The sequence below is a fragment of the Hirschia litorea genome (genome assembly GCF_042665075.1).
Classification (GTDB): Bacteria; Pseudomonadota; Alphaproteobacteria; order Caulobacterales; family Hyphomonadaceae; genus Hirschia; species Hirschia litorea.
Genome location: NZ_JBHTBR010000002.1, coordinates 202,243 through 219,059, shown reverse-complemented (window position 1 = coordinate 219,059; position 16,817 = coordinate 202,243). Strand labels below are relative to the sequence as shown.

The window sequence follows — 16,817 nt, the reverse complement described above, 5'->3', positions numbered from 1 at the left end:
GGCCCTGCCACCTTCCGAATACACCGCTGCACCCGATGGTTTGGCAAGCCCACTCTTCCACCCCGACACGTCGGTCGCGAGCCGCCCTAATGGGATGGATGACAAGAATTATGGCGCACAATATTGGGAGGGGGATAAGTTTTGTATTGTCCACACTATCTAGCCACAATACGACATAAAAAACCCGCCCAGAGTGACCTGAGCGGGCTTCTATTATTTAGCATTCAAATTTGAAAGCCGAATTTTAGCCAACAATTTCTTCTGGACGGAAGAAGTAGTTGATTTCACGTGCAGCAGATTCAGCAGAGTCAGAACCGTGAACTGAGTTCTCACCGATTGATTGAGCGAAAAGCTTACGTACTGTGCCTTCAGCAGCTTCTGCTGGGTTAGTTGCACCCATAACTTCACGGTGCTTAAGCACAGCGTTTTCGCCTTGAAGAACTTGAAGAACAACTGGTGCAGATGTCATGAACTCAACAAGCTCACCAAAGAATGGACGCTCAGAGTGCTCAGCATAGAAACCCTCAGCTTGAGCAGCTGTCATGCGTACACGTTTTTGAGCAACAATGCGAAGACCAGCGTCTTCAAACACGGCGTTGATTTTACCAGTTAGGTTGCGGTTTGTTGCATCAGGTTTGATGATAGAGAATGTACGCTGGATAGCCATTTTCAATTCCTTTGATTCCGCAACAAATAACGCGGAAATATTATATAGTGGGTTACTGTTGCGCCCTATAGCGCTGCTTTGTCATAAGGACAAGTCATAGCTGCTATATTGTGGCAATTTGGATGAGAACTTATCCCTTTTTATCCCAACCGCCGCGATCATTTTGCTGAAAATATCCAACAGTTTGGCCGGCATCTTTGGCAGCTTTAAACTGCGTGCGCGCTGTGTCGCGTGCATTGTAATCATCGCCATCAAACACAACCATGCACCGCACATATTTGGCGGCGTCAGATGGCTCATCAGGCAAACGATTTCCATCTAACAACACGATTATATCGGCATTGTTTGCAGGAGTAGATTCCGTTGAAAGCAAGATAGGTTGACGCTCTAGCGTATCTCCAGCTTTATCAGCACGCGCATGCGGCAGAAAGCTTGTATCTTTCCATGTCCATAAACCGAGATCCAGTCGCGGCAGGCGTTCCTTACTACCGACTATAAGGACACGCCATTCTTTTTGCAGGCATTTTTCCAGCAAAGGGCCGAGCGCTTCTTCTAAAGAAGTGCGCTCTAAATGGTAAAACCACCATTCCCCTTTTGATGTGCTGGCGTCATCAGACAAAGAGATTAGTCCTCGTAATTGTCAGCGACGATACGGTCTAACAAACGTGGACCATAACCTGAAGCCCAACCTGTTTCCATTGGACGGTTTTTGTTTGAACGCCAAGCCACACCCGCGATATCAATGTGCGCCCACGGTGTTTCGTTTTCAATGAAACGTGCAAGGAATTGTGCGGCTGTTGCTGATCCAGCAAGTGGGCCCCCCATATTGCGCATGTCTGCAATTTCTGAATCAATTTGTTTGTCGTATGTTGTAGATAAAGGCATACGCCAGATTGTTTCACCTTCAGCTTTACCAGCAGCATCAATCTGCCCAGCAAGCTCATCATTATTTGAGAACACACCTGCATGCTCATCACCCAAGGCAACAAGTATCGCGCCTGTGAGTGTCGCAAGATCAATAATTGCACGTGGCTTGTGTTTTTCCTGAGCGTACCAAAGCACATCCACAAGGACGAGACGACCTTCTGCGTCAGTGTTTTGAATTTCAATCGTTTTACCAGCAGCAGATTTAAGCACATCACCTGGGCGAATAGCATTTCCATCAGGCATATTCTCAACAAGACCGACAAGCCCAACAACATTGGCTTTGGCTTTACGTGTTGCAAGAGAGACCATAGCCCCAACAACAGCGGCGGAACCACCCATATCGCCTTTCATGTCTTGCATGTTCAAGCCAGGTTTGAGGGAAATACCACCCGTGTCGAATGTGACGCCTTTTCCAACAAGCGCGACTGGCGCAGCAGATTTATCTTTACTGCCATTCCATTTCATCACAACAAGGCGCGAACCTTTAACAGAACCTTGGCCCACACCCAGAAGTGATCCCATGCCAAGTTTTTCCATCGCTGCCTCATCAAGCACTTCGACTTCTAGACCCAAAGTTTCAAGCTCTTTAAGACGCTCTGCGTAGCTTTCAGGGTGGAGCGTGTTCGGCGGCTCATTCACAAGGTCACGGGCCATTTCTGTTCCATCAGCAGTTGCTGAAAGACGTACCCAAGCACTTTCAGCTTCTTTTACTGAGGATGTTACAATGGCGACATCTGTGAGGGTTGGTTTTGCATCATCTTTTAAAGTTGTGCGGTAATTATCGAATCGGTAAGAGGCCAAACGCGCCCCCAAAGCAAGGCGCGCAACTGAGTCAGCAGAACCTGCACCAACGATATCCAAAGAATTTGCACCTGATACGAGAAGTTTTTTCACAAGTGTTGCACCTGTGTTTTCAAAACTGCGATCATCAGCCTTATCTGATTTACCAAGCCCAACAATCAGCACACGCTCTGCGTCTACACCAGACGGTGCTAAAATTTCGACTATTTGTCCTAATTTTCCCTCAAAACGTGCAGCTTTCATCGCTTTTGTCAGAGCGCCTTGGGAGGATTTGTCTACCGATACTGCAGCTTCATCGAGAAGACTGTCACCTTCATAACATAGATAGGCGATTGCGTCGGCGTTTGCGCTGGATTTAAAAGTGATGTTCATATTGGCACGTCCCTTTAGAGTGTGTTTGCTCTGAAATAAGCGTCGACAGCCAGTATGCAAGGCGTTAGGCACAACTTATAGACAAAGCGCGTTTGGTTAAAACATAGACATTGGAATTGCCTTTAAATCAATCTGGCAATTTCAAGTTTTAGCTGTCAGGGTCAACTTCTTGCCTTTCTTGAAAGGCACAACATTGATAAGGGAAGTGAATGGATCGCTTTCAGCAATATCTGTTTGGGAATGTTTTGCGCACTATGGTCGCCATTGTGGGCGGTCTTGTCCTCATTGCACTGTTAACGCAGGGGCTAACCCAAATTGATTTGATTGTCGAAAATAGGCAATCAGCCCTCACCTTTCTATACGTGTCCGTGCTGGCTGCTCCCCAAGTGGTAGGTCTGTTGTTGCCTATTGCTTTGTTTGTGGCTGCCATCAGCACGTTGAACCGCGCGCACCGAGATAGTGAAATTGTTGTTGCACAAGCTGCGGGCATGTCACGCCTTCAAATTGCATCACCTGTTTTACGTATCGCAGCTTTTGCTGCCATCATTCATCTGTGCATAAATTTATGGGTGCAACCGGCTTCTTATCGAGAGATGCGCGAAACACTCACTTCCGCTAGAACTGACTTGGCCGCAACATTGGTTAAACCCGGGGAGTTTAACTCTCCTGCGCACAATTTGACAGTATATGTAGGAAAGTCTCTAGGGGGCGGTGAATTACGCACCCTTCTTATAAGCGATTCACGCGACCCAGATGCAAGCACGACATATATTGCGCGCACAGGTGCAGTGACGGAAGTTGAAGGCGTTCCAGCTATTCTCATGCGCAATGCGCGTGTTCAGAAAGTCGATGCCAATGGGCAATTGTGGGATGGAACTTTCGATCAATATATATACGAACTTGCTGCCTTTATGGATTCAGACACAAGCTATGTTCTCAAAGCATCAGACCGCTTTCTAGCGGAGCTGTTTTATCCAGATCAGAATAATTTTTACGACCGAGACAATGCTGATAAATTCCTTGCAGAAGGACACTCCCGTCTGGCATTGCCTTTGATGAATATGTTCATGGCGATGCTTGCTGTTGTAGCCGTTTTAGGTGGAGATTTCAGTCGCAGAGGCTATCAACGCCGCATAAGTATTGCGACAGGTATTGGATTATTTGTCCAACTGCTTGCATTGGCTTCCTCTTCCATTGGAGAAGACGATCCAAGCTTGAACATCATCCAATATGCCGTACCGATTTTAAGTTTTAGCGTACTCGCTTTCTTGTTCTTCTGGGCACGTGGCTTAAAATTGGCCGCAAAAGCGATGAAAAAAGACAATTCCGGACAATCCGAGGTTACAGCTTAAATGGTTATTGCCGGACGCATTCAACGCTATATTTTTATGCAATCGCTTGGTGGCTTAGCTATGACGCTGGGCATCATTCTCGGCGCTATTTTGCTTGTTGATATGGTAGAGCAATTGCGTACAGTCGGTGCGCGTGCAGAACTATCACTACTGGGTGCTTTTCAGCTTACCATTCTAAAAGCTCCGCAGCTCATTCTCGAAACAATGCCATTTGCCATACTTGTCGGTAGTATGTTGGCTTTTTCCAAACTCAATCGTTCATCAGAATTATCCGCGATACGTGCATCCGGAATATCGGCTTGGCGTTTCTTAGGGCCAGTATTCGCTCTCGCTGCAATGCTTGGCATATTATCCATGACCGTATTGGACCCGTTATCCACCTATTCAAACGCAAAATATGAATTTGAACGCGAATACCTTCTTAGCGACACAGGCGGTATAAAGGAAGAAAATGTCAAACTGAAAAATGTTTGGCTTCGACAAGGTAGTGATGGAAATCAGTCAGTTGTCCATGGAAACATCGCTGAAAACGACAATCAAAGCCTTGTCGATGTAGAGATTTTTATCTTTGACCGCGATGGTGATGAATTTGAATATCAGCGCCGGATTGATGCCAAACGGGCCACATTGCGTCCCGGTTTTTGGCAATTGGAGGACGTTACAGAATATTCCTCTTCAAATGAGCCAATCAAACAAGATTATCTGGCACTTACCACGACTCTTGATCCCGGAACCATTCTCAACCGTTATACAGATGCAAAGTCTGTCTCGTTTTGGAAACTTCCTCAACTCATTCAAGAAGCGCGACGGGCTGGCTTGGATGATGAACAATATGTTCTCAAGCTGCATACCCTTCTAGCTATGCCAGCATTACTGGGTGCAATGGCACTTATCGGTGCTGTCGTGTGCTTGAGATTAAGACGATCTGGCGGCGTTACGCAGTTATTGTCTGCGGGAATTGGCGCGGGTTTTCTATTGTTTTTCGTCAACCAAGTCTCGAAAGGGTTGGCAAGTTCAGGTGCAACACCGCCCGAGGCTGCTGCTTGGGCACCTGCTCTAATTGCTCTATTTAGTGTGCTAAGCATCATTGCTTTTGTGGAAGATGGCTAAAGAGACACAATAAAACAATCATTTTGCTCTGGACGTGGATACTCGCTTTCCCTAATCAGAATACAAGTTTAGTAAATAGTATCTGCAATAGTGTGCGGGCAAGGAAGAGTAGTGGTTTCAAATATTTTCCGATACGCAGCTGCTGCTGGGGCAATCATTTCTTTTGCCGGTCCTGCAATTGCACAGGATTCAGCACTTAGTCTGCCGCAATCTCAGCGCGTTTATTTGAATGCAGAACGTCTGATTCAAGATAATGATAACGAACAAGTTATCTATGAAGGCAATGTTCTTGCTCGCTTTGGCAATCGTATGCTGCGTGCAGATCGCGTTATCTATGATCAAAAAAACCGAATTGTACGCGCGCAAGGCAATGTCGAAATCATCGATGAAAATGGACAATCGCGATATGCTGACGAAATTCAGGTCGATGAGAACCTAAAAGACGGATATGCGCTAAACTTTTCCTCGCGGTTAGACGGCGGCGCAGTCGCAACAGCATCGGCTGTTATTCACGATGAGGAAAAAGGCAATACACTCGAGCAAATGGCATATACGGCCTGTCCTGTGTGTGTTGAACCCGGCACTGAACCCACTTGGTCGATTAAAGCCAAACGCGCAGTGCAGGACAAACAAAGCCAAATGATTAGTTATCAGCATGCCTTTTTAAATATAAAAGGCGTGCCTGTGATGTATGTGCCCTATTTCGCACACCCAGATCCAAGCTCCGAGCGACGCTCAGGTCTTTTACCGCCCGATCTAGGGATTAGCTCAAAGACAGGTGTTTTCTACGAACAACCCTATTATTGGACGATCTCACCATCTTCCGAACTGACCTTCAGTCCAACATTTTACGAGCGCGTAAACCCTTTGCTTGGGTTAGAATATAAGAAACGTTTTTGGTCAGGTTATGTCGCCGCCAAAGGGGCTTTCACATATGATTCAAACTTTGATGGTGATGGTGTAAAATTTGGCGACGAAACATGGCATAGTCACCTTTATGGTGAAGGCCTCTTCAACATAAACAAAGATTGGAAATGGGGATTTGGAACTGAAGTACAGTCTGACGATTTGTACGACCGCCGTTATGATATTGACGGTCAAAACCAAATTCGCGGTATTTACGCCAACCAATCCAGAAGCCTACTGACTCAATTGTTTGCTCAAGGGCAAACTGAAAGCATGTATACAGAAGTTGGTATTCTGCGATTTCAGGGACTTGAGGAAAGAACCGACCCAGCAAGAACGCCTCTTATTGCACCGACATTATTTGCTGAGAAAAATTTTGGCCTCGGAAGTTGGAGAGATTTAAACCTCGGCAACATCTCAGTCGCAGCCTCCACAGCAGTCATTGAGCGTGATCTTGGCGTCTCTTCCCGTCGCGCGACGGTTGATAGCAATTGGCGTATGCGAAACATTGTTGGTCCAGGGCTAGTTGTTGAGCCATTTGCACAAGTACGCGGCGATATCTATGATATCGAAGATACTGACGGTGTATATGAAGAAAAATCGACGAGCCGCACGCTCGCTTTGGCAGGTACTCAGGTTAGCTACCCACTGACACGTCGTGCTGGATTGTTTGATGTTGTTATCGAACCCACGGCGATGGCTGCTTGGGGAACAGACAATGCCAATAATGGCGGCATTCCTAATCAAGATGCAGTGCGGTTTGAAGCCGATGAATCAACACTGTTTAGACCGAATGCTGCTTCCAATTATGACCTCTGGGAAGGTGGATCGCGCTATTCTGTAGGCTTTAACGCAGCAGCACGTTGGGGACAAAACAACTCTATCAATGGTATTTTCGGAAGACGTTGGCAAGAAACAGCCGACCCAGCCTTTGATGAATTGACGAACCTAAAAGGCGCTGACTCTGACTATGTTGCGGGTGCAGCATTGAAATTGGGAAAAACACTCAACCTCAGCACACGTTTTCGCATGGATAATGATACCTTTGATCTGAAGCGTATTGATGCACGTGCGACTGTAGATTATTGGCGTTTGAAAAACACAATCCAGTATTTCCGTCTCGACGAAACACTAAGTAATTCCGGTGGTGAAGAAGGTTTCTCTTCATACGGTACGTTTAGACTTACAAAAAATATCGGGCTTGTTGCTGGAATAGACCGAAACATTGCAGATGAAAGCAATACGCGCCAAGTCTATGGTTTGTCATTCCAAGACGATTGTTCATTCTTTGAACTCACCTATGAGCGCAACCAAACTTTGGATCGCACAATTGGGCCATCAGAATCGATTAATTTCCGTTTTACGCTTAAATCATTAGGAAATATGGGCAGCAACGAATTTGATTAAACGCATCCTTCACTGCACAAAAACATTTCTTGCCTTAGAGTTTCCTTTTTTGTCGATAGAATGCATACCAACTCAGCTTTCTAATTGCGCCCACGCACAGAGTCGCTATGCTTGGCCTTCTTTGACGAAACTGGCTTTGACGATAGAAGGCGGGCACAAAATGGATAGATATATGACACGTTTTACATCCCGACTTAAAAAGCTAGCAATTGTTTCTACAAGCTTTCTGGTTTGCTCCCCTCTTTTGACGGCTCCACTGACAGCTTCTGCGCAAGAAGCACCTGCTGTAGAAGCCAGCGAGGGAATTGTTGCTATCGTTAATGATAAGCCAATTACTTATGAGGATGTGCGCCAACGTACACAGTTCATTCTCATCAGTTTGGGTGTAGCCCCCAATGAAGAGACAATCCGCCAAGCACAAACACGTGCTGTTGAAAGTTTGATCGACGAAAAACTTCAAATGGAAGAAGCTGCAGAGTATGATCTGGAAGTTTCCGAAGAAGAAATTGATGAAGCCATTGCAAATCTTGCTGCTGGTTCAAACGTAACTGTTGACGCTTTTCTTGCGAGCCTAGCTCAACGAGGGCTGAACCCGCGTACTCTTCGCGATCAGATACGTGCCGATACTGCATGGCGTCAGCTTGTGGGTGGTCGTTTTGGATCTCGCGTAAGAATTTCAGACCTTCAGATTGATGATAACCTTGAGCGTCTTGAGAAAAACCTCGACGAAACCCAATACAGAATTGCAGAGATTTTCCTACCTGCGAGTGGGCAGGAAGAATTTGCTCAAGTATTCCAAGGGGCTTGGGAATTAAAACGTCAAATTGAAGCGGGTACAGCACCTTTTGGAGCAGTCGCTAGACAATTTTCTGCATCACCTACAGCGAGCGCTGGTGGAGAAGTGGGTTGGTTGGGTGAAACACAGCTTAAAGCAGCTTACGCAGATCAAATAAAAGCACTGCAAGGCCCAGGGATAACTGAACCCATTATGACGGATAATGGTGTTTATCTTATTTCACTTATCAACAAACAGGCACCTGTTGAAGCAGAGCTTTCAGGGTTTGACCTCAAACAAATTTATGCAACGGGCGCAAACGCTGAGGCGGCTGTGTCTGAGGCTGCCAGCCAGATCAATTCTTGTAGCAATCTGAATGCAGAAACTGCAGCCGCCGCGAATGTTAAGTTTGCGGATTTAGGCGAGACAAAAATTGAAGAATTGAGCACAAGCTATTTTGATTTTTTCAATGCTTTGCCTGAGGGTGGCAAGTCTCAAATCCTAAACTTGAATGATGATAAAGCAGCGTTAGTGTTTGTTTGTTCACGTATTATGTCTCGTGGTAGCATGCCTACACGTGAAGAAGTTGAAGATAAACTTCATGGCGAAATGGTTGAAATGATGGCGAGCCGCTATCTGCGTGACCTGCGTCGCGAAGCAACTATTATCCGCCGCTAAACATCGTTTTAGCCTTTTACTGAACGGAATTATGCAGTGTCTCACCCCTTGCCGCTTGCTTTAACTATGGGCGATCCGGCGGGTGTAGGACCGCTACTGACATGGCGCGCTTGGGAAAAATGTAAGACCAAGCATGCGGACCATCAAAGTCCCTTTTTTGTCATTGCGTCTAAAGATATCCTTCATGCCGCCCAGAAAAAATCAGGGATTGAAGGGCGGATAGAAACGATTAATTCTCCTCAAGACGCGGTGGATATCTTTCATAAATCGTTGCCTGTTTTGCATATAGATTGCCCTGAAACCCAATTAGGAAAGCCAAACCCAGAAAGCGCGCACGCCATAATTGAGTCCATCCAGATGGCTGTGGATTTTACATATAAAAATCAAGCTTCTGGCGTCGTCACCAACCCAATTAACAAATCGCTTTTGTATAAAAAAGGCTTCTCTTTCCCCGGCCATACTGAATTTTTAGCGCATCTTGCACATTCTCAGCAGGGCGACAGCTTAGCGTCTGCTCCCCTTCCGATCATGATGTTGGTGGGCGGTGGTTTACGTGTGGCTCTTGCCACCATCCACACTGCTTTGCGTGAAGTGCCGGACTTGATCACTCAAGCTTTAATTGAGGACGTTTCGCGCATTGTCCATGCAGGGTTATCGCGTGATTTTGGATTAAATTCGCCGCGTATCGCGCTAGCAGGATTAAACCCACATGCAGGCGAAGAAGGCAGTCTTGGAATGGAAGAGATTGAACAGATAAATCCTGCGGCAAAAACTTTGCGTGATTCTGGATTGAACATCTCTGATGCGCAACCGGGAGATACTGTTTTTCATGCTATGCTGGAAGGACAATATGATGCTGTCATCGCCATGTTTCATGATCAGGGACTAGCCCCACTCAAATCGCTCGATATGTGGGGCGGCGTAAATGTGACACTGGGACTTCCATTTATTCGCACATCTCCCGACCATGGAACCGGATATGGTGTGGCAGAGGATGGATCTGCACGAGCAGATAGTTTAATCGCTGCTATTAATTTGGCATCTGATATGGCGAAAGCGCGCGCAAGCGCTTAAAGACATAGAATGTCCGAACCACACATCTTAAATGCACGCGCCAATAAATCTCTCGGTCAACACTTCTTGTTTGACCCAGACATCTTAAACCGCACCGCCCTTTGTACTGGCCCCGTTGAAGGGCGTACTGTAATCGAAGTCGGCCCCGGACCGGGTGGATTGACGGCTGCTTTGCTACGCAATGGTGCCAAAAAGGTTATCGCTGTGGAAATGGACCCCCGGTTTGCTGAGAATTTGCGAAGCTGGAAAGAGTGTAAGGAAGGCCGACTCAGCGTCGTCGGGGGGGATGGACTAACGCTCGATTATGAAAAGCTGGTGGAGGGTGAGTCCCTGCCCGTCAAAATCATAGCCAACCTTCCTTACAATGTTGGTACGCCCATGCTCGTCAATTGGATCAAATCTAAATCATGGCGCGGTGAAATGGGACTGATGTTTCAGCATGAAGTTGCGATACGAGTCTGCGCGCAGCCCGAAGATAAACATTATGGTCGCCTTGCCGTCTTATCACAGGCCGTCGCCAATACACACATCGCTTTCACTTTGCCACCCGGTGCTTTTAAACCGCCGCCTAAAGTAGATTCTTCAGTTGCTGTCCTCATGCCGCTCGCTGATGAAGAAAAATATCCTCACCTTGGTGCTTTAGAAAAAGTGACAGCAGCCGCCTTTGGCCAACGCCGAAAAATGCTGCGCGCCGCTCTAAAATCTTTGGCAAAAACTAAAAACTTGGACGCAACTGAATGGTTGGAAAAATGTGACATTGACCCCACCCGCCGCGCAGAAACACTAACGCAGCACGAATTTCGCGCGCTCACAGATGGTTTTTTATTGGGTTAAGTGGGGTATTTCAAATAGATACTCAAACATGCTTGCCTTTTGCGTTCTGCTTACGCATGGATTTAAACTAAGTTTCTTCTTACACGTGTTGGTGGAAACTAGCATTTGCAGAATTAAACCGATTAGCATTGAGTGATATTTTATGGCGGACTCACAAAAAACGATTGAGCAACTTTCCGCTCTAGCTCAGGACACACGCTTTGCAGTCTTTAAAGTCTTGATGCAGGCTGGAAAAGATGGATTACCTGCTGGCGAAATTGCCAAAATATTATCTGTTGCGCCCAACACACTTTCAAGCCATCTAGCCATTATCACACGCGCCAATCTCGCCACTGTAACCCGCGATGGACGAAGCTTAATATATAAAGCTCAGCTTGAGGGCGTGAAGGACTTGCTTTCAGCTTTAGTGGATGATTGCTGCAATGGGCATCCTGAAATCTGTATTGAATTATCTGATCTGACCTCGAAACGATGCTAAACATCCAATTCATTATTTCGGCAACTATTGAAATAAAAGAATTCCCCTGATATCACAGCCTCAAAGGAGCCTGTGAAATGGGTATATTCGAACGCTATTTGTCGTTATGGGTCGCACTATCTATCGCAATAGGTATTGGTCTAGGGACATTCTTTCCTGCCGTTTTTAGCGCGCTGGCCAATCTGGAATATGCAAATGTGAATTTGCCTGTCGCCATTCTCATATGGGCGATGGTGTGGCCTATGATGATTGGTGTTGACTTCACCAGCTTGAAAAACGTTGGCGATAAGCCAAAAGGTCTAATCATAACAATTGTCGTAAATTGGCTGATTAAACCTTTCACAATGGCCGCCTTAGCGGTTTTATTCTTCAAGCATATCTTTGCTGGCATCATTCCTAGCGAAGACAGCGAAAGCTATATTGCTGGATTAATATTGTTGGGAGCCGCACCTTGCACCGCAATGGTGTTTGTGTGGTCACAAATGACTAAAGGAGACCCCGCCTATACGCTTGCCCAAGTGAGCGTGAATGACACAATTATGGTGTTTGCTTTCGCTCCGATTGTAGCGTTCTTATTGGGAGTGACAGAAATTGTCGTTCCTTGGGCGACTTTAATCCTGTCTGTGGTTTTATATGTGCTTATCCCCCTCATAGCCGGCTTAATTATGCGGTCATGGCTTCAGCGCAAAGGCGGCATGCAAGCAATTGAGGGCTTTATCGCAAATGTGAAACCGTTTTCTGTTATTGGATTACTTGCAACAGTCGTTTTGCTTTTCGGCTTTCAGGGACAAGTCATTCTTGAAAGCCCTCTTATTATTGCCCTTATCGCTGTGCCAATCCTTATTCAATCATATGCGATATTCGCACTCGCTTATGGCGCTGCTTGGGTTTGGAAAGTTCCTCACAATGTCGCTGCACCCTGTGCAATGATTGGCACATCTAACTTTTTTGAACTCGCTGTTGCAGTCGCCATTAGTCTATTTGGCTTGTCATCTGGGGCTGCTTTAGCAACTGTAGTTGGCGTTCTGGTTGAAGTGCCGGTAATGCTATCACTCGTCGCATTCGCAAATCGAACACGGTCTAAATTTCCTAAGTGAGAACATCCATGATTGTTATTCATCACAACCCAGATTGCGGCACATCCCGCTCAACTTTAGAGCTTATAAAGGCTGAGGGACATGATCCCATTGTGATTAATTATCTTGAAGAAGGTTGGACACGGGCCCAGCTTCTCGCACTCTTTGCAGCAGCAGACCTAACACCGAGTGCCGCTCTTCGCAAAACTCAATCTCCGGCTCAAGAATTGGGGCTACTTGAAGAAGGCGTTTCAGAAGAGGCTATTCTAGCGGCTATGCTGGAACATCCCGTGCTGGTAAATCGGCCAATCGTTTGCTCACCCTTGGGCGTCAAACTTTGCCGCCCATCCGAGACAGTCAAAAACTTACTTTAAAGCTGTCGGTTTCTTAGAATTAAAGGCAGGGATTAACCTCCCTTCTCCAATTTTTCAGCATCAGCCAATAGCACATCAACGCGTGCACCTTGGCTCGCTTTACGGCGCGCTAGGCGTTCAGTATAAAGGATTGAGCGCAACTCTTCATAGGCCGTTTCGATATTGTCATTCATGATGACATAATCATACTCACCCCAGCGCTTTATATCTGGACCTGCACCTAACAAGCGCTTCATCACTGCTTCTGGTGTAGCTTCGGCGCGGCCTTCAAGACGTTTTTTCAATTCGGCTATGCTTGGCGGTAAAATGAAAACAGAGACAACATCGCCCGGCATGCATTGTTTGAGCATGCGTGCACCCTGCCAATCCACATCGAACAAGACATCAATACCCTGACGCAATAATGGTTCAACTTTGCCACGTGGCGTCCCGTAATAGTGCTCAAACACTTGCGCCCACTCAAGGAATTGATCTCCGCCAATTAGGCTTCTAAATTCATCATGTGATTTAAAGTAATAGTGAACGGCTTCTTCTTCATCCGGCCTGATGGCACGGGTCGTCGCCGATACGGAAAGCTCAACACCTTCAACCTCTTTCAACATCCTACGCGTGAGCGTTGTTTTTCCGGCACCTGAAGGGCTGGACACAACAAACATAATACCGCGGCGATCGGGACGATTAGGTTGAAGAGGGTTATTCGACATTTTGTATCTGCTCTTTAAATTGATCTATACCCGTCTTAAGGGCCAAACCGACATTTGTCAGGTCTAGTGAGGCAGATTTAGAGCACAAAGTGTTTGCCTCACGGTTAAGCTCTTGGCACAAAAAGTCCAGTTTTCGGCCTCTCGCACCTTCACCAGCAAGTAATTGACGCCCCGCTGCAATGTGTGCATCCAAACGGTCCAGCTCTTCTTTTACATCCGCTTTAGCAGCAAAAATGGCCGCTTCCTGTGCAATACGCTCATCTGTGACTTCATCCGCTTCTGCTTTTAACGCCTGCAAGCGGGCAACAAATCGATCACGAACCAAGGCCGGTTGCTCCTTTGCAATTTCAGCAGCTTTGATGGAATTTTCCGTTAGCTCATCCAAAATTCCATTGAGCACATTGAGCAACGCTTGCCCTTCAGAAGCGCGTGCAGCTTGAAAATTATCAAGTGCCTTATCCAGACTAACAAGCAGTTCTTTTTGCATATCATCATCAAAAGTATTGGCTGAACGGTTTGAACCGGATGCAACAACGCCTTTTATACTCATCAATTGCGATAGATTGTCAGCTAAGGTCGCATTCAATTGAGATTGAAGACGACTCTGACGTGAAAGGCGCGATAAGAGTGCAGTATCAATGCGCGGTCCTGTTTCAACGCGCTCGTGCTCGACCTGCAATTGGATCTGTAAATTACCACGTGTGAAGCGCGACTTTATACGTTTTTTGGCCTCAAAATCCAAAGCGTCCAGACCCGATGGCGTGTTCAGACGCACATCCAATCCCTTTCCGTTTACGCTACGGATCTCCCACACCCAATGGCCCCAATCCGCACTTCCCTCAGCACGCCCAAAACCGGTCATTCCCATAAGAGTCATACCGCTGGTCTCCACTTGTTTTTAATATTTCTGTCTACTTTTTCTTTTCACGCTCTATACGGCGCCAATTAGCTACATTGCGCAAATGCTCGCCATGCGTGACAGCAAATGCATGCCCGCCCGATCCATCAGCAACGAAAAATATGTATTTTGATTGAGGCGGATTTAAAACAGCCGCAATAGCCTCCTTACCCGGATTACATATCGGTCCTGGAGGTAAAGCAGGGATTTTATAGGTATTATAACCCGTTTCCATATCAAGTTCACTGCGCCGTATGCCGCGCTGATTGCCTTTGGAATCCACAAGGCGACCATTGCTACAACGATCAGGATGAAGCAAACAAACGCCGTAAATAATTGTAGGATCGGTTTCTAAACGCATTGAGCGCCGCAAACGGTTGGTAAACACAGCTGCCACTTCAGGGCGCTCTTCTGGAAGACCTGTTTCTTTTTCAACAATGGATGCCAGAATTATGGCATCTTCCTTTGTTTCAATAGGAAGTCCGGCCTGACGCGTCGCCCAAAGCGAATCAATCAGCGTATTTTGAGCGGCTATCATTCTCCGCACAATCGCTTCACGGCTCTCTCCACGTGATACCATATAAGTATCGGGCAACATCACACCTTCGGCAATATCGCTGGGTGCCTCACCTGTTAGAATATCCATTTCAGCTAAACGCTGAAGAATCATATCACTCGTAAGTCCTTCAGGAATCGTCACAGGATAAAGAATCGACTTCCCGTCTACGAGAATTTCCACGATTTCTTTCAAGCTGGCACCCGAAGGGATAGCAAACTCACCAGCCTTCATCTGCGTTTCTGATTTTAGATATTTGGCAGCAAGACGGAAATGGCGCGTATCTTCAATCGCACCCACTTCTTCGAGTGCATTCGCCATACTAAGGACGCTTGCACCTTTAGGGATCATAACAATACGATCTTCGCCTGTAGCCGTGATTGGACCAGGAGCGATAAGTTGTTGTTTTGCGTAATAATACCCGCCACCCACTAAAAGAGCGGCGAGCAATAATAAAGCTACAAACAGCGAAACGAGAATCTTCAAGGCACCGCCTTTTTTCTTCGGCGGGGTATCAATGCTCGTTTCGTTCATAGACTAATCTACTTTTTTTAGAACCATCGCTGCGTTCGTTCCACCAAATCCAAATGAGTTGGAAATCGCAGCCTTAACTTCTCTCTTAACAGCAACCTTTGGAGTGAGGTTTATTGTGGCATCAAAAGAAGGGTTATCAAGGTTAAGCGTTGGCGGCACGATATTGTCACGTATAGCAAGCGCACAAAAAGCAGCCTCAACCGCACCTGCAGCCCCTAAGAGGTGACCAATAGCAGATTTAGTAGAAGACAAATTCACACTTGCAGCATGCTCACCAAGGACACGCTCAACAGCACGCACTTCGGTTTCATCACCTGCAGGCGTTGAAGTACCGTGAGCGTTTACGTAATCGATGTCTGCAGCTGTGAGGCCCGATTTTTCTAGAGCGGAACGCATTGCACGTTCACCACCATTACCCGATGTATCAGGAGACGTAATATGGTAGGCGTCACCAGAAAGACCATACCCAGCAACTTCGGCATAAATCTTTGCACCACGTGCTTTTGCGTGCTCATATTCTTCAAGCACAACTATACCAGCACCTTCACCCATAACGAAGCCATCACGGCCTTCATCATAAGGACGGGATGCTGTTTCAGGGGCATCATTATAGCTTGTCGACATAGCACGACAGGCCACAAAACCTGCAATACCAATGCGACATACAGCAGCTTCAGCACCACCCGCAATCATCACGTCAGCATCACCTGACTGGATCAAACGCGCACTGTCACCAATTGCGTGCGCACCTGTGGCACACGCTGTTACAACAGCATGGTTGGGGCCTTTAAAGCCGTATTTAATGGAAACTTGACCGGAGACTAGGTTGATCAATGCGCCCGGAATAAAGAAAGGGCTGATCTTACGGGGGCCTTTTTCATGCAATACAACAGCAGTGTCTGCAATTGAAGAAAGACCTCCAATACCTGAACCGATTAAAACACCTGTACGGAATTTTTCATCATCACTTTCAGGAACCCATCCGGAGTCGGCGACCGCTTCATCAGCAGCCGCCATCCCGTAAAGGATAAATTCATCAATGCGCCGTCTTTCCTTAGCGGACATGACTTTGTCCGGATCGAACGAAGCAGGATCATCTTCTGATCCGCCGCCGCGACCTGATTTCCAAGGAACCTGACCAGCAATTTGGCAAGCCAAATCATCAGTCTCGAAAGTGTCAATCCGGCCAACGCCAGATTTCCCCTCGATAAGTCGTGACCAAGTCGCTTCACGCCCATGGGCGAGAGGCGTCGTGAGTCCGATACCAGTTATGACTACGCGGCGCATCAAATAT

General features: G+C 46.7%; 16 protein-coding genes. 9 read left to right on the top strand and 7 right to left on the bottom strand.

Going from position 1 to position 16,817, the window contains the following annotated elements; translation table 11 throughout:
* Positions 1-244: 244 nt before the first annotated feature.
* The 3 genes from ndk to ACFQS8_RS01115 form a co-directional block, all read right to left on the bottom strand.
* The gene (ndk, locus tag ACFQS8_RS01125; RefSeq protein ID WP_382164902.1) at positions 245-667 is read right to left on the bottom strand and encodes a nucleoside-diphosphate kinase; all 423 of its coding nucleotides are present in this window, start codon (positions 665-667) and stop codon (positions 245-247) included.
* Positions 668-797: 130 nt separating this feature from the next.
* On the bottom strand, positions 798-1,286 hold the full coding sequence (locus tag ACFQS8_RS01120) for a DNA polymerase III subunit chi (protein ID WP_382164899.1): 489 nt from the start codon (positions 1,284-1,286) through the stop codon (positions 798-800).
* Positions 1,287-1,291: 5 nt separating this feature from the next.
* Complete coding sequence (locus tag ACFQS8_RS01115; protein WP_382164897.1) at positions 1,292-2,767, bottom strand: leucyl aminopeptidase; 1,476 nt, start codon at positions 2,765-2,767, stop codon at positions 1,292-1,294.
* Positions 2,768-2,976: 209 nt separating this feature from the next.
* On the opposite strand from ACFQS8_RS01115, the gene ACFQS8_RS01110 reads away from it, so the two are divergent.
* The 9 genes from ACFQS8_RS01110 (at position 2,977) to ACFQS8_RS01070 (ending at position 12,831) form a co-directional block, all read left to right on the top strand.
* Positions 2,977-4,119, top strand: coding sequence for an LptF/LptG family permease (locus tag ACFQS8_RS01110; RefSeq protein WP_382164895.1), 1,143 nt, complete (start codon positions 2,977-2,979; stop codon positions 4,117-4,119).
* On the top strand, positions 4,120-5,229 hold the full coding sequence (gene lptG, locus ACFQS8_RS01105) for an LPS export ABC transporter permease LptG (RefSeq protein WP_382164893.1): 1,110 nt from the start codon (positions 4,120-4,122) through the stop codon (positions 5,227-5,229).
* Positions 5,230-5,340: 111 nt separating this feature from the next.
* Complete coding sequence (locus tag ACFQS8_RS01100; protein ID WP_382164891.1) at positions 5,341-7,542, top strand: LPS-assembly protein LptD; 2,202 nt, start codon at positions 5,341-5,343, stop codon at positions 7,540-7,542.
* A gap of 172 nt (positions 7,543-7,714) precedes the next feature.
* Positions 7,715-8,995: a peptidylprolyl isomerase gene (locus ACFQS8_RS01095; protein ID WP_382164890.1), complete on the top strand. Its 1,281-nt coding sequence runs from the start codon at positions 7,715-7,717 to the stop codon at positions 8,993-8,995.
* Between the two features lie 36 nt (positions 8,996-9,031).
* Entirely contained in the window at positions 9,032-10,069 is a 1,038-nt protein-coding gene (gene pdxA, locus ACFQS8_RS01090) for a 4-hydroxythreonine-4-phosphate dehydrogenase PdxA (protein ID WP_382164888.1), read from the top strand.
* A gap of 9 nt (positions 10,070-10,078) precedes the next feature.
* The gene (gene rsmA, locus ACFQS8_RS01085; RefSeq protein WP_382164886.1) at positions 10,079-10,903 is read left to right on the top strand and encodes a 16S rRNA (adenine(1518)-N(6)/adenine(1519)-N(6))-dimethyltransferase RsmA; all 825 of its coding nucleotides are present in this window, start codon (positions 10,079-10,081) and stop codon (positions 10,901-10,903) included.
* A 142-nt stretch (positions 10,904-11,045) separates the two neighbouring features.
* On the top strand, positions 11,046-11,381 hold the full coding sequence (locus ACFQS8_RS01080) for an ArsR/SmtB family transcription factor (protein ID WP_382164884.1): 336 nt from the start codon (positions 11,046-11,048) through the stop codon (positions 11,379-11,381).
* A 77-nt stretch (positions 11,382-11,458) separates the two neighbouring features.
* Complete coding sequence (gene arsB, locus ACFQS8_RS01075; protein ID WP_382164882.1) at positions 11,459-12,478, top strand: ACR3 family arsenite efflux transporter; 1,020 nt, start codon at positions 11,459-11,461, stop codon at positions 12,476-12,478.
* Positions 12,479-12,486: 8 nt separating this feature from the next.
* Entirely contained in the window at positions 12,487-12,831 is a 345-nt protein-coding gene (locus ACFQS8_RS01070) for an arsenate reductase family protein (protein WP_382164880.1), read from the top strand.
* 32 nt (positions 12,832-12,863) lie between these two features.
* Here the strand turns inward: ACFQS8_RS01070 and gmk are convergent, their stop codons facing one another.
* From gmk to fabF, 4 genes are read right to left on the bottom strand one after another with little or no spacing between them, the layout of a single operon-like run.
* The gene (gene gmk, locus ACFQS8_RS01065) at positions 12,864-13,535 is read right to left on the bottom strand and encodes a guanylate kinase (RefSeq protein ID WP_382164878.1); all 672 of its coding nucleotides are present in this window, start codon (positions 13,533-13,535) and stop codon (positions 12,864-12,866) included.
* The gene (locus tag ACFQS8_RS01060; RefSeq protein WP_382164876.1) at positions 13,525-14,412 is read right to left on the bottom strand and encodes a YicC/YloC family endoribonuclease; all 888 of its coding nucleotides are present in this window, start codon (positions 14,410-14,412) and stop codon (positions 13,525-13,527) included. The genes gmk and ACFQS8_RS01060 overlap by 11 nt, the downstream gene beginning before the upstream one ends.
* A gap of 34 nt (positions 14,413-14,446) precedes the next feature.
* A complete protein-coding gene (gene mltG, locus ACFQS8_RS01055; RefSeq protein WP_382164874.1) occupies positions 14,447-15,523 on the bottom strand; it encodes an endolytic transglycosylase MltG in 1,077 nt (358 codons plus the stop codon).
* A gap of 3 nt (positions 15,524-15,526) precedes the next feature.
* Positions 15,527-16,810 carry a beta-ketoacyl-ACP synthase II gene (gene fabF / locus ACFQS8_RS01050; protein ID WP_382164872.1) on the bottom strand — a complete coding sequence of 428 codons (1,284 nt, stop codon included), beginning with the start codon at positions 16,808-16,810 and terminating at the stop codon, positions 15,527-15,529.
* Positions 16,811-16,817 lie beyond the last annotated feature (7 nt).

Coding starts and splice junctions, on each gene's coding strand:
- mltG (WP_382164874.1), bottom strand. CDS start 15,523: ATGAACGAAACGAGCATTGATACCCCGCCGAAGAAAAAAGGCGGTGCC.
- ndk (WP_382164902.1), bottom strand. CDS start 667: ATGGCTATCCAGCGTACATTCTCTATCATCAAACCTGATGCAACAAAC.
- ACFQS8_RS01110 (WP_382164895.1), top strand. CDS start 2,977: ATGGATCGCTTTCAGCAATATCTGTTTGGGAATGTTTTGCGCACTATG.
- ACFQS8_RS01070 (WP_382164880.1), top strand. CDS start 12,487: ATGATTGTTATTCATCACAACCCAGATTGCGGCACATCCCGCTCAACT.
- fabF (WP_382164872.1), bottom strand. CDS start 16,810: ATGCGCCGCGTAGTCATAACTGGTATCGGACTCACGACGCCTCTCGCC.
- gmk (WP_382164878.1), bottom strand. CDS start 13,535: ATGTCGAATAACCCTCTTCAACCTAATCGTCCCGATCGCCGCGGTATT.
- ACFQS8_RS01115 (WP_382164897.1), bottom strand. CDS start 2,767: ATGAACATCACTTTTAAATCCAGCGCAAACGCCGACGCAATCGCCTAT.
- lptG (WP_382164893.1), top strand. CDS start 4,120: ATGGTTATTGCCGGACGCATTCAACGCTATATTTTTATGCAATCGCTT.
- ACFQS8_RS01060 (WP_382164876.1), bottom strand. CDS start 14,412: ATGACTCTTATGGGAATGACCGGTTTTGGGCGTGCTGAGGGAAGTGCG.
- rsmA (WP_382164886.1), top strand. CDS start 10,079: ATGTCCGAACCACACATCTTAAATGCACGCGCCAATAAATCTCTCGGT.
- ACFQS8_RS01080 (WP_382164884.1), top strand. CDS start 11,046: ATGGCGGACTCACAAAAAACGATTGAGCAACTTTCCGCTCTAGCTCAG.
- ACFQS8_RS01095 (WP_382164890.1), top strand. CDS start 7,715: ATGACACGTTTTACATCCCGACTTAAAAAGCTAGCAATTGTTTCTACA.
- arsB (WP_382164882.1), top strand. CDS start 11,459: ATGGGTATATTCGAACGCTATTTGTCGTTATGGGTCGCACTATCTATC.